Source organism: Erwinia rhapontici, from assembly GCF_020683125.1.
Lineage (GTDB): Bacteria > Pseudomonadota > Gammaproteobacteria > Enterobacterales > Enterobacteriaceae > Erwinia > Erwinia rhapontici.
In genome coordinates this window covers 3,044,082-3,057,286 of sequence record NZ_CP085627.1, presented here as the reverse complement: position 1 = coordinate 3,057,286, position 13,205 = coordinate 3,044,082, and the positions used below count along the sequence as shown (strand labels likewise).

At 45.6% G+C, this 13,205-nt stretch carries 8 protein-coding genes; 3 read left to right on the top strand and 5 right to left on the bottom strand.

Annotated features, from left to right (window positions below; genetic code table 11):
* Nucleotides 1-267: 267 nt before the first annotated feature.
* From LJN55_RS14295 to LJN55_RS14285, 3 genes are read right to left on the bottom strand one after another with little or no spacing between them, the layout of a single operon-like run.
* Nucleotides 268-2,466 (bottom strand): DEAD/DEAH box helicase, encoded by a 2,199-nt coding sequence (locus tag LJN55_RS14295; RefSeq protein WP_227534679.1) that lies wholly within the window; start codon nt 2,464-2,466, stop codon nt 268-270.
* Complete coding sequence (locus LJN55_RS14290) at nt 2,463-3,779, bottom strand: ATP-binding protein (protein WP_227534678.1); 1,317 nt, start codon at nt 3,777-3,779, stop codon at nt 2,463-2,465. Before LJN55_RS14290 ends, LJN55_RS14295 begins: the two co-directional genes overlap by 4 nt.
* Nucleotides 3,780-3,782: 3 nt before the next feature.
* Nucleotides 3,783-6,095 carry a tellurite resistance TerB family protein gene (locus LJN55_RS14285; protein WP_227534677.1) on the bottom strand — a complete coding sequence of 771 codons (2,313 nt, stop codon included), beginning with the start codon at nt 6,093-6,095 and terminating at the stop codon, nt 3,783-3,785.
* A 633-nt stretch (nt 6,096-6,728) separates the two neighbouring features.
* On the opposite strand from LJN55_RS14285, the gene LJN55_RS14280 reads away from it, so the two are divergent.
* The 3 genes from LJN55_RS14280 (at nt 6,729) to LJN55_RS14270 (ending at nt 11,211) form a co-directional block, all read left to right on the top strand.
* The gene (locus LJN55_RS14280) at nt 6,729-7,673 is read left to right on the top strand and encodes an ArdC family protein (protein ID WP_227534676.1); all 945 of its coding nucleotides are present in this window, start codon (nt 6,729-6,731) and stop codon (nt 7,671-7,673) included.
* Nucleotides 7,674-8,384: 711 nt separating this feature from the next.
* A complete protein-coding gene (locus LJN55_RS14275) occupies nt 8,385-9,470 on the top strand; it encodes an SIR2 family protein (protein ID WP_227534675.1) in 1,086 nt (361 codons plus the stop codon).
* Nucleotide 9,471: 1 nt separating this feature from the next.
* The gene (locus tag LJN55_RS14270) at nt 9,472-11,211 is read left to right on the top strand and encodes an ATP-binding protein (protein WP_227534674.1); all 1,740 of its coding nucleotides are present in this window, start codon (nt 9,472-9,474) and stop codon (nt 11,209-11,211) included.
* Between the two features lie 363 nt (nt 11,212-11,574).
* Here LJN55_RS14270 and LJN55_RS14265 read toward each other — a convergent pair whose 3' ends face one another.
* Together LJN55_RS14265 and LJN55_RS14260 are read right to left on the bottom strand one after the other, a co-directional pair.
* Nucleotides 11,575-12,579: a hypothetical protein gene (locus tag LJN55_RS14265; protein WP_227534673.1), complete on the bottom strand. Its 1,005-nt coding sequence runs from the start codon at nt 12,577-12,579 to the stop codon at nt 11,575-11,577.
* Between the two features lie 240 nt (nt 12,580-12,819).
* Nucleotides 12,820-13,107 carry a hypothetical protein gene (locus LJN55_RS14260; protein ID WP_227534672.1) on the bottom strand — a complete coding sequence of 96 codons (288 nt, stop codon included), beginning with the start codon at nt 13,105-13,107 and terminating at the stop codon, nt 12,820-12,822.
* Between the last annotated feature and the right edge of the window lie 98 nt (nt 13,108-13,205).

The following is a 13,205-nucleotide window of genomic DNA, read 5'->3' as shown; positions in this document are numbered from 1 at the left end:
ATTAACCTTTCAACCTGCCATTGGCTAATTTATTTATCATTGTCATCACAACAATGTCTTTGAGCGATACCTCTTCTTAAAAAAGTGCTAATGACGCAAAATTATGTAGTTCACGCATACCAAAGACAGGTTTTGACCTTCTACCCGTTGAGTGCTCCCGGTAATACCTCGGAGCTAAAACCTAGCAAATCCACAGGCAAATAAAAAAATAAGCCTGCGAATAATTTATGGTGTGAATTATTTTTTATACCCTATTACGGAAATACACTACAGAATATTTTTCTGTAGCCAGATCTGCGTGCCTTCTATGTCATACGCTTTTGCTCCATATCCTTTCGCAAGCAGGGACTCGGGCAGATAATCGTCATATTTATCCAGATATTTTTCTGGAACATCTGCAGCGAGCTCTGATTCTGAAGGCAAGCCCGACAGCAGTATTTCTTTTAGTGCACGTTGGACAGAGGATACGCTTGCGCCCGGCGTCTCTATAACACCTGCAAATGAACTGGCTTTAAAGCCGCTACTCATGAGCAAGGCCGTTATTGTATTAACGACTTTATCCCCCATCCAGGGGAGAACGTAACTATGCTGGCCGTCGGAAATAAAATGGGAGTTTTGTAGATTGAAACGCTTGAAACTGTCACAGCCTTCTGCAAAGAGGCTTCTGGCGGTGGCATCTGCATAATCGGCTCTCTTACCTCCCGTCGCGATGCGATAATCATTCTCCCTGTATATGGCGAGCATCTCTTGGCGAACAACATCATGAACAGACATACCCCCACCACTAAACTGTGGCGGCTGGCCGCCTTTGGTCGCCTCGACATAGATAACTTTTTTTTCCACCTCTATCTCTGTCACTTTCCAGCGGCGTCCACCGAAGATTATGTGCTGGTCAGGCAGAAGGGGAGAGTCCACTGGTACTGTGCCAAGGGTTCGGTTTCCTGTGACAATGCGGAATTCTTCTGGAGTATTGAAAACAGCGTAAAACGTATAATGGTTAGTCAGTTTTTCCCCCTCAGCCCCGATAACCATTTCTCCGCTAGCAAGTTGTGTGAGGAGGCTGTTTGCCCCCATATGCTTGAGCAGATTTTTGAAATCATTTCCGTCAATGTTTCGGAACGGACCTGTATGACATAATTGCGTCCAAAGTTGATCGGCTCGAACTCCGCCCCATTGCGCAGTGATCGCAAGTATCTGGTGCAGCAGTGTGGAGTAGTGCATCTGGCGAGTATCCGCCGGTTCGAACCATCGCTTAGTAATCATCAATCTGATCATCGCCATCGACTGGACCAGTTGTAGCCGCAAGTGGTCAACGATGCTGCTGGTTGCGGTAAGTTCTTGTTCAGAGATCAGCATTCTCAAAACCGATGGAGAATCGCGTCGCCCTGACCGGCCCATACGCTGACGCAAGCTGGAGACAGAATGCGGAGGAGTGACCTGTATAACTGACTGCACCTTACCTATATCAATACCCAGCTCAAGCGTCATGGTACAGATTGCTGTTGTGGGCAAATTCCCCTGCTGTAGGCGGGCTTCAAGCGTTTCGCGTAATTCCCTGGACAAGGATCCGTGATGGGGAAAGAATTCATTCGGAACAACATTTTCCTCACACATGTCGCTCAGCGTCGCCGCAATGCTTTCAGTGCGCTTTCGACTGTTTGCAAAGACTAAATGGGAGTCGCCACGGCAGAGTCTGAAGATGTCAGCGCAGACCTGTTCTTCTGCTGAGCGTTGAGGTTCTTCTCCCTTTTTAGTCACTGGCTCGAGATAGCCTTTGACCTGCACCTGCAGTGTGGACGAGCTATTATTGTCTGTCACAGTTTCGCAGGACAATCGCTTATCCGGACGCAACAGTTCAGGCACCTTATCCAGTTCTCCTAACGTAGCACTCAATGCAACGCGGGGAACCGGATTCGCATGACGTCCCAGCACATGATCAATTCTGTTGAGCAGCGAGAGTAGTTGCATGCCGCGCTCAGAACCAATAAAAGCGTGAAACTCATCAATAACAATGTAGGCCAATGGCGAGAACGCCTGTTTGAGCCAGCCCGATGAGTTTATGAGCAAAGACTCAAGTGATTCCGGTGTAATAAGCAAGATGCCAGACGGGTTAGTGCGGATTTTCTTCTTTTTGCTTTGTGGTACATCACCGTGCCATGGAGTCACCGGCATATCCAACGCCTCGCCCAGGCTCTCAAGACGACGGTACTGGTCATTAATCAGCGCCTTAAGTGGGCTGATATAAACAATACCAAACCCGTTAGTGATACCTGCAATTGCTGAACAGGCAGGCAGAAAGAAAGCCTCTGTTTTACCCGCTGCAGTGCTTGCACTAATTAGCACGTCCCGGTCACGGGCTAAAACGGCCGGGATAGCGCTCTCTTGCAGGGGCCTTAATGCAGACCAGCCCTGCTTATAAACCCACTTACGAACGCGGGGATCGAGACTATCGTAAGCGCTGCTCATAATTTGAAGTTGGCCAGGCTGTCATCATCATCTTCATCCTGTGCAATGTTGTCATCCATATCGCTGGGCCTGTCATCTTCAATTGCCACACCCGAGATTAGCGTCTGCCAGTTTATCGAGCTGTTTTGTTCAAGCACGGCCAGCATGTCCAGAAAACCTTTGATGGTATTTCGGGGGGTACGGAAGTAAGCATCCCCTATGGTTTTACTGCAGTGGTGCAGAAAACCGGTAAGTGCATCATCCGATACCAGATACTTCTCGGGCTCTCCGCCTGCATAAACATGGCGAAGATTTTTCAGTAAAATATACAATTCCTCTGGGGTGAGGCTGGCAAGATGTAGCGTGGGTGACGAGTAGTCAATCACTCCTGCTTTCTGAGCGAACCGATTTTCCGCCAGACGCGATTGCAGTGCCTCATAACTGTAAAGTCCTTTACGCGGATCAAACAGGAATTCAGGCGTGCCTCCAAGAATAAAACCAATATTCTCGGCAGAACCCTGCAGGCAGTCATTCAGGATCCGCAGGATCTGTTCATAGTTCGCCGTCCTCGCCTGAGTGTTGTTAAGCTTATAAAGGTTTACCATCTCGTCTAGGCTGACCAGTAACCCGGCATAGCCTGCCTGACGGACAAACAGGCTTACCAGCTTCAATGAATCGTAAAACGAGGCGTCTGAAATAATCGTCCGGACGTCGAGATCGTTGCGGGCATCGGTTTTTGTTGTGTATTCGCCCCGCAGCCAGCGAATGGCATTGGATTTTAACGTCTCGTTATCCTGTTCATGTCCGCGCCAGAAGGCATCGATGACTTTAGCAAAGTCATATCCCCCCACCATGTCTGACAGAGCAGCCAGGCGTTGGTGAATAACCGACGAGACTGGAGCGCCATCCGCATCAGCCTCCTTCCTCGCCTCCGTGACGAACCGCTCCACAACACTGAGTAACGCATTACCATCAGGTTTGTTGCGGGTGGACATGTTTTTCATAAGCTCTGAGTAGAGATTGCGCGCCTGACCTCCCGATGAGTGAATGCGCCTGTCGGGGGAAAGGTCTGCACTGACTGTTACCAGCCTTTTTTCAAGTGCAATAGAACGTACCACGCTCAGAAAGAACGTTTTGCCCGATCCGTATTCACCGATGATAAGTCTGAAGCTTGCGCCGCCGTCCGCTATCCGCTCAATATCCTTGTGAAGGGCCGTTATCTCATTCATCCGGCCCACCTGGATGTGCTGAATGCCTATTCTTGGCGTTACACCAGACTTCAGTGATTGGATAATAGCATCCCGTTCTTTAACTCTTATGCGTGTCACAGACATCAACTATCCCTCTAGTTCTTTGGCAATTTCCAGGTCTACCCAGATCTCATCATCGGCATCGTCCATTACTGGTGCATCAACCACTGCATAGGACCAGTCATTGATAACCTCAAGCGCACCGCTGAGCATCAAATTAAGATTTTCGCAAAGTTCTGTCGCCTCTTTCCGGGGCCATTGCTTCTTCTCCAGAAGGCTGTGGTAGAGTTGTTTATGTGCACTGTCAAGGCCACCCTCTTGCGCCCCGGTTACGGGAACGCTCTCACGAAATTCCGGCTCGTCCTCGGTAAAAATTGCGCTAAGTAATTTACGAACATCGTTTGTAGCCGACTCATGGTGGGCCAGTACGTTGGCGTCCAGCGTGAATTCAGTGGCCCCAAGACTTGCTGATGCGGACGATTGCGGGATTACCTCTGTCGTCGAATGCTGATGGATGTTGCCGGAAATAGTTGATGGATCCAGTCCCAGGCTCAAATAAATCTTTTCCAACTGTTTAATTTCGGCAGGCTCAATTCTCCCATCAGAGCAGGCTACTCCGACGATAACCTTACCTACTGCTAATTTTTCCATCGTACTCAGCGGCGCTATTCTATTTTTCATTCCCGTCATATTGGCCGGGGTATGAAGCTGCCACGTCAAATACGCATGTAAGGAGCGTTTTTCATTTTCGCTAAAGCCAGAATTATGGTCGATCGCATTTTCCAGCACTTTCTGCTCGGCCTGATCAAGGCTATTGTCGGTTAAGGCTACCATTGACCCAAGTCTTAGTGTCATTACCGCTGAGAGAAATGCCGGAGATGGTGAGAAGCGCGCACCCTCACTAGCGGCAAATAAAACCAGCGCGCCGTCAGCTTCTGCTTTCACATGGTGGTAAAACGGATCCGGTGCCAGGCAATAGCCCATTTTCAGGGCAAAGGCTTGCATCAGGTCGGCCTCTTTTTTATTAATTTTTGCCGGGCAATTGGCTCCCATGTGTACCCAGAAGTCAGCAGCGGTGGTTAACCCCTTGCGACTCGCGATCACTTCATCAGCCCAGCGTTTGAATGTATTTAAAACTTTTCCAGCGCTTTCGTTAATGATTTCCACAGGCAGCAACATGATTGCCGCAGTGTCATTTTCTGACGTACCTTTTCTGCCAAGGTAGCGGCTGTAAGCATCCAGTTCATCTGTACAGATCTCTGCAAGTGTCATGATTTTCTGGACTGGGCCCTTCAATGCACTAGGGTCAGGCAAGTCTGGAACAGGAAGACGAAAGCCGCGCAGACTGGGGCTTGCTGGTGTGTAATCCAGTCGTAGTCGTGTTTTATTAGGTTTGACAACCATCCCCTCACCGTATTTGAGGGTATAGCGCCGTTTGAAAAGCGCAGCAAATTCATTCGCGCAGCGGCGGGCGGGAGTTCGTAACGCATACTCTGTATGATTTATTATCCACCTCAGCGCCAGATCGGCTGATACAGGAACTCCAGCGTCCACAGCCTTTGCCAAAGCTAGCTTAAATTGCATGCCGCCATTGCTGTAAACTGAATCACTGCCAGGGTTTGGTACCAGATCAACGTGCGGGCGCAGAATAGACATTGCTTCAAGTAACTGGGACGAGTAATTCCGGAAGGAGCGGTTCTCAATGAATACCGATCTTAACCGGCAGACTTCATTAAAAAGAGTGCGGAACTCAGCGTCAGGTGTATTACCATCTCCGCTGTCAACCAGTGCCTTTCTTTCCAGTCCATACAGATAGATAAAAATGTAACCTACTGGGCATGATGCGTCATGCCTGTCACTGGCCAGCCAAGCGAGATACGCGCCGCGCGCATCAGGTGAAAGGGAGGAGTAACTGGGCCAGTATCCTAATGAATTATCTTCGTAAAGATAATGTTCGGGGTAAATGTTAAGCATGTCGTCAATTAATGATGCTTCGGTGCCATCATCATAATAGTCGCTTAAACTCTGCCCGACAGGCTTCATCCGCTGACCTAAATAGAAGTAACCACCGGTGATCTCCACACCACCTACAGTGGTCACCTCACAAGGCTGCACCCATCGAGCCAAAGTACCCGTCGTTTTGGGGGGGGGCTGACTTTGAATCGTTGCTGCTCTGTATTCGACATTACGACCGCTGCTCAACGTAAAGGTCGCCAGATCATCATCTTCACTGTCATCTTTTTTCACAACAGACTCTTTTTTCTTGATGTCAGCAAGCCATTCTTTAGGTGGCGCTTTCACGGTTTTGGAGGCATAAGATTCTGCGGGATTATTCTTTTTCTTCTTGAAAAACAATAAGTAAATTACGTAAATCGCCGCTATTAATATCCATAACTCCATGGGCAATAACCTTAAACATGATTTTCGCATACGCCGAAAGAATGGCGAGGGAAAGGAGGGAAGTAGATTAATCTTAAAATAATACTTCTATATTGCGAGGGTTAAAACTAAAACATGACCAAATTTAGCTCATTGGTTTTCATCGATAAAACCATTAGCTAAATAGTTGCAGGCGGACAGGACCTTTGCACTGACGGATAAACCTACCTGTTTTTTGAGCAGAACTCACCATTCTACAAGAGTCATAGCCTTTGGGGGAGCTTTATGCCTAGCCTGTAATCTCTGACATCCGCTTTCGGTAAATAAGAATGTCAGACTTGAGCGTGTCTTACCTCAAATACTGCCAACTCATGTCTTAACTGACACAGCTAAATTCAAGTTTTAAACGCCAGAACTCAACCCTTTTCACCACTGCGAAGTAAGGGGCGCTACGCCCGCATGTGCAGGTCAGTTTTTTCTCCCGCGTGTTTTCCGTTCCCCGTATCAGCTTCCGGCTAATCGTTTCCCAACACAACCCGTCCCGCAAGGGTAAATGGCACGCATTCTGCGCCCTTGCGTGCAGGAACGATGCCGGGAAAGCGAACCGTCAGGCGATACGAAGACGAAAATCACACCACTGACGGAGAAAAAATCATGACTATTTCCCTGCATACCCAGGCTAGCGCCCCTAACACCGCAGCGGCGACCAGCGTATCCCCGCTGGACCCATCAGGCTCCTCAAAAACGAAATTTTCCAAAATCAAAACTGATATTTATCAGACCGTCACTGACAGCATCATTGCGGCATTGGAAGCTGGTGTTAAACCCTGGGCGTGTCCGTGGCAGCGTACCCCCGGTATGTCTGGTTTACCGTCCAATTACGCAACTGGCATGGCATACAGTGGGATGAATATCATGTTGTTGTGGAGCAGTGCGTCAGAACAGGGATTCATTGATTCGCGGTGGATGACCTACAAACAGGCAAAAGCGGAAGGCGGTCAGGTACGTAAGGGAGAACATGGCACTACCGCCATTTTCTATACCACGTTGGAAAAGGAAAATGATGACGGAAAAACTAACTATATCCCGATGCTGAAGACGTTCACCGTATTTAATGTTGAGCAAATTGATGGTTTGCCTCTGAGCGACGAAGCCGTTTGTCCGGCAGAGACCTTTGAGCCGTTACCGCGTGCGGAAGCGCTTTTCCGTAACAGTGGTGCAACCATCATTGAGAAGGGACAAAACGCCTTTTTTGCACCGTCAACCGATGAAATCCGTTTACCGGAACGTTGTCTTTTTACCGATGCTGCCAATTTCTACGCCACCGGCCTACATGAGCTGATTCACTGGAGCGGGGCAAAAAGTCGACTGAACCGTGAAATGAAAGGGAAGTTTGGCAGTGAGGGATATGCGTTTGAGGAGTTGATCGCCGAACTGGGAAGCGCGTTCCTGATGGCGGATCTGGGGATCGTTGGAGAGGTGCAGCATGAAAGCTATATCGCTTCTTGGCTGAAAGCACTGAAGAACGACAAGCGCTATATTTTCAAGGCCGCAAGCGTGGCATCCAAAGCGCATCGTTATTTGATGGATAAGCTTTGAGTGGGAATGCACTGCAAAGGAATGGGGCTTTGCGTGTAGGGGGCTTTTAAAACAGTAACGCTGTAGGGACATGAGTGAGGCGGAGCGCAGACAGGGCGAGCACCGAACAGTCATGTTCCTGCAGTGGTATTAAAACAACCTCAAGGAGGGATTGATGTGTAGTTACTCCATGTGATTAATTGCATTGGCTCATATCGCTGTACAGCTTTCTCGTACAGTACACAGCCAAATATGACAGTCAGTTAAGAGCGCAGGCTGTGTGAAAACCCTGACCGAAAACTGAAATGCGTGCATCTACGTTAATCTGAAATTGATAGAATGATTAGTAGAGCCAAATTTTACGTATGGGCGTGGTTTTCAGCTCTGTTTTTGGCACTCTCTGCGGCCAAAAACGTTTTCACACAGCCTGAGCGAGGAGCGGACCTTTCAGACACTGATGTGTCAGATAGCAGGAAGCTGCTCAAAAATGAATGCAAGGGACATTCTTGCTTGCTGCGATAACATCCATTTGCTTCGATGACGATCTAAAAGCTGCTTTACGCAGAGGAAAAACTTCCAATTGGCAGAAACTTGATATAGCTCTACAAATGAGTGTTTTGGATAATTGCTCTGCAATAAAAACTTGAAGCCTTAAAGCAAGAGAATAAAGTACTAATGCTACAGATTTTAGGTGGTAAGCACTGAAATTTCATGATTTAAGTGGGGAAAGGCATGGAGTTGACAAAGGAATTTGCATATCAAGCGATTGCAGAGTTTTTTACTGAGAAGCCGTTTGTTTTGTTTGGCACAGGAACTTCATGTGCACTTGATCTGAATTTTGGGATGCCAGCTCTAGAGCGTCACCTTCGAGCCAATCTGACCAGTGGTATAACAGATACTCAGGCACAACAATGGCAGCAAGTTGTCTCTGCACTCGATGCGGGTAGCCATGATTTTGAATCCGCTATGGACTTCATCAAGGATGAGGCTCTGACCACTCGAATAGTCGAACTAACCGCAAGCTTTGTTGCGTATCACGATAACGTTCACGCCCATCAAATCATTTCAGGGTTACGTGATTGGCCCGCTGGTTCACTACTGAAAAAGCTCGTTGAGACTCTACCACAGGCCGATAAACAACTTCACGTCGCAACGCCCAATTACGATTTATTAGCTGAGTACGCCTTTGTTCGACACAAGATTCCATATATTACGGGATTTTACGGGGGCTTTCTTCAACGTTATGACTGGACTGAAGCGAGAAAGTCAGTTCAATCTATCCATAAAGGTTTAGGCAGGCCGAGGCAACCACTAAGAATCGTTGAATGCAAACATGTTCGACTACACAAACCGCATGGCTCGTTAAATACGTTTGAATGGGAAGCTCACCTTATTGAGTGTAATAGCTGGATCCTCAATAAACCTGAAAACGTTGTGCGAGCGATGATCACTCCTGGCACAGCAAAATATCAGCGATTACACAAAGATAGGGCCCAGTTGGCTGAATATGATAACGCTGTCGGAAATCATACCTGTTTTCTATTTTTAGGATTTGGCTTTAACGATTCCCAACTTGTAAATAACGTATTTAGGCAAAAACTTGAACAAGATCAGTGCCGTGCGTTGGTGATCACTCGGGATTCAAATCCAAGAATCGAGGAATGGTTAGATAAATGCCCAAATATGTGGCTTATCTGCAAACAGACAAATTCAGATAAAAGCAGAATCTACAATTCAAAGTTTGAAAACTGGCTGCATGTAGATGACAAGGAATTATGGCGTTTTGACGCTTTCACTAACGAGTTCTTAGGGGGGTAACATGGCTCTTTTTACTTTTAATGATGACAGCTACATACTTGGCAATATTCGTGAAGTTGACACCAGAAAAGTAACCATTCTGGTAAATAGTGACAAGGATCTGCGCAAGGCCAGAGTTGGACAGCTCGTAACAGTGCAACTCAGCGGAGCAACAGAATGTTGGCTCATTGGCATGATTGATAAAGTAATCAAAGCAGTAGTCGCCCAGCCCCTCACCCTAGAAGTGCAAGAAGATGATGCTGACGAGATAGACGCTTTTGAAGATAGCGTAGTCAACACAGTCAAGATTACGTTAATGGGTGGGGCCCGATGGGATGCAATTGATCAAAAGTATAAGTTTTCAAGATCGCTAGATCACGTTCCTGAAATCGACTCGACCTGTTACATACTTAAAGACGCTCACCTAGAAGAATTTATGCGTGTGATTTCTGAATGTGGCAATGGAGAGGAGTCGCTTGAATTGGGTTCTTATAAGCTCAATGAGAATGCACGCGCTTATGTTGATGGCAATAAGTTATTTCAGCGACATGCTGCTCTACTTGGTAGCACGGGTTCTGGTAAATCGTGGACGGTTGCTTCGATTCTTGAAAGAAGCTCGCGACTACCATCTTCAAACCTTGTGGTATTCGATTTACACGGTGAATACAAAGAACTTTCCTATGCTAAACAATTGAGAATACCAGGGCCGGATGAGGTTGATATAGATGATGATTCACTACTCTTCCTACCTTATTGGTTGCTCAATTCAGAAGAGATTCAGTCATTATTCGTTGACCGAAGTGAATTCAGCGCGCATAACCAAGTTGTGGTTGTTCAAGATGCAATTACAGAGCAAAAGAAAACTTTCCTGCAAGCGAATGGTAGAGCCGACCTGTTACAGTCTTTTACACTCGACAGTCCAATTCCATATTCTCTGAATGATGTCATTGGAAAACTAAAATATTTAAATGAAGAGAAGGTCGATGGCTCAAGAGGACCTAAAAACGGCCCTTTCAACGGCGAATTCTCCAGGCTGCTAGTTCGCATGGCAAGCCGTTTAAACGACCGACGTTATGGTTTCCTCTTTAATAGTCCTGATAAATACAACCAATACGATTCGTTGAGCATGATTGCTGAAAAACTGATGGAGTTTGGCGAGCAAAAACAAAGCATAAAAGTAATCGACTTTTCAGAAGTTCCGGCCGATATCCTGCCAGTAATCATTGGGTTGGTTGCCCGTATCATCTATCAGGTTCAATTCTGGACTGATCCGAAAAGTCGCAGACCAGTTGCCTTTGTCTGTGATGAGGCGCATCTATACCTACCAAGAAAAGAAGGTAACCCAGTTGAACGAAGAGCGGTTGAAGCATTTGAAAAAATCGCTAAAGAAGGACGTAAATATGGCGTTGCGTTGATGATTGTAAGCCAGAGACCTTCAGATGTAAGTGCCACCATTCTCAGCCAGTGTAACAACATCATTTCTCTGCGTTTAACGAACGCGGATGATCAAGCGACCGTGCGCAAGTTGCTACCCGAAAGTTTGGAGAGCCTCTTAGAGGCACTCCCAATCATGGATGTTGGAGAAGCCATGGTTGTGGGTGATTCGGTGCTCCTGCCAAGCAGAATTAAAATTGACCCTCCAACTGAAAAACCGTTAAGTGCAACAATAGATTTTTGGTCTCGTTGGCAAGAGAACGTTACCAATGCAGACTTTACATTGGCAGTAGAAAACATGCGTCGACAAAATCGAATAAAGTTATAAACCGAAAATACCCCTCAAACGAGGGGTATTAGCAGGCTAGGTTTGTTAAACCCTTCTTCATATGGTGTTGTATCCCTCAAAGCATTTTGAAAAAAAACAAACTATGACAGCCCTCTCGTTGATTAATACATTATGCTGCCAGCAGCGTCCATTTCTGACAGAAGCAGTCTACTGCAACATCAGCAGGCTGCTATGAGCGAGGAGCGGACCTTCACGCTTTTCGCTGTTGAGTGCCATGAATTATCAAAGAGCGTTATAAAATTTCACTTTTTCTAATTCCGATACTTTATTAAAGTCAGCGACATTCAGGCTTATCAATTCAATATTAATTATTAATATACTATCGGCATTATATAAGAGGTGTTATGCTAACCATTTTGGATGCTCTTTATAAACATCATTAAACCACTCGGTCATTTCAGGTGAGTTCGTATCCTTTATCCAAGTTAACTCAAAGTCATCTCCCATAGATGAAAATATTGATTTCAATTGAGTTATGATTAAACCATAGTAAAATCCAAAAGTTTTTTCTTCATCCTCATTGACTAATGATTCAATATGACAACTAAGAATATATCGAACTCGTGCCGCCGTTGAGGGATGTGTCGATTGAAAATGTTCATGGGGTGATAAGCCATCAGAAAGTTTGAAGTAGCACAGTATTAATAGCAATGAAAATGCAATCCCGCCTTCCTTGCTGCTATAAAAATCAAGTAAGTTATCAAGATAAGATACCTGCTGATCAAATACAGATTGCACATGTTTTTTAACAATATTAAGCGCAAAACCATCTGCAACTAATTCTCTTGCGTGGCTTGATATTAACTCTGCGCTATTTATTTTTTTATGTCCTAAAACATCATCAAAGATAGTGTCAATAGATTGCTTTTTCGCTCGGTCGCCATGTTTATTAATGAAATGGCCTACTTCGTGACTAACTATAAATAGCATTAGACAATCAAGAATAAACATAAATAAGTGTGATTCGGACTCACTTTCCTCTCTTATCTCATTGTTAAACCCTATAAATGGATTAGTAACGAGATGCAAGTCATAAAAGTTTAAATTCGTACTTTTTCCGGTAATCATCCCTGACCGAAAAATCAAGTCAGATAACTTACATAGTCTATCAAATGTGCCATAAGACATAAATATCAATTTTTCATCATAAATAATTCCGCATTGAAAATTAGAGTTGGTTGTAATGCAAAAATCCAGATCTAATTTTTTAACAGAATCCATGTATTTACTAAAAAACGGTAGTACGAGACCATTATCTCTATCATTTATAAAATCGTAGATAAGCCCCAATTGATTCTTTGAAAGAACTTCATTGATTTCATTAAGTTTTATTTCAAATTCATCCATAATTAGAACCTCTTAATTAAAATTTTAAATAATCCGCTTAAGTAGCTATGGGGATGAAATTCTAATACCAAATCCACTCATTCAATGGATAGATTAGCATAACTTTAACCGCACTTTTTGACTTGACTTACACCCCTTAAAGCTTTAGGGCAGTATGTTAGCAATGCCCGCTCTTGGCACAGAACTGCCTGTCAGATTAGGTTTGGCCCTGTGTCGTAGTTGTGCCAGGTCAAGTCTGAGCTAAGGCAAATTATCAGTATCTTTCTGAAGCATCTGCAGCCGCTGTTCCAGGCTATCCAGTCTTTCTTCGAGGCCATGACTTTGCTGCTCAATATCTTCCAGCGTTTCTGACAGAAGATCACGTAGCAGCACAAAATTTGCTTGTAAGGCATACACAAAATCGTGGCCGCGAACCAGTAATGCTTCGCGCGGTAAGTCGTGCAATGCGGAATGCGTCATCCACGTGACCAGCGCTTTGGCGCTCATTTCAGTCAGTACGTCAGCAAGTCGGTCAGTTTCTCTGTTCATTCTGGAGTCCTGTCTGTTCTGATGTTGTGTGAGTATTTCGAGAGGTATTATTTCAGGTCGTTGCGCTGCTGGTTGGGTGGGTTGGAACTGTAAGTGAT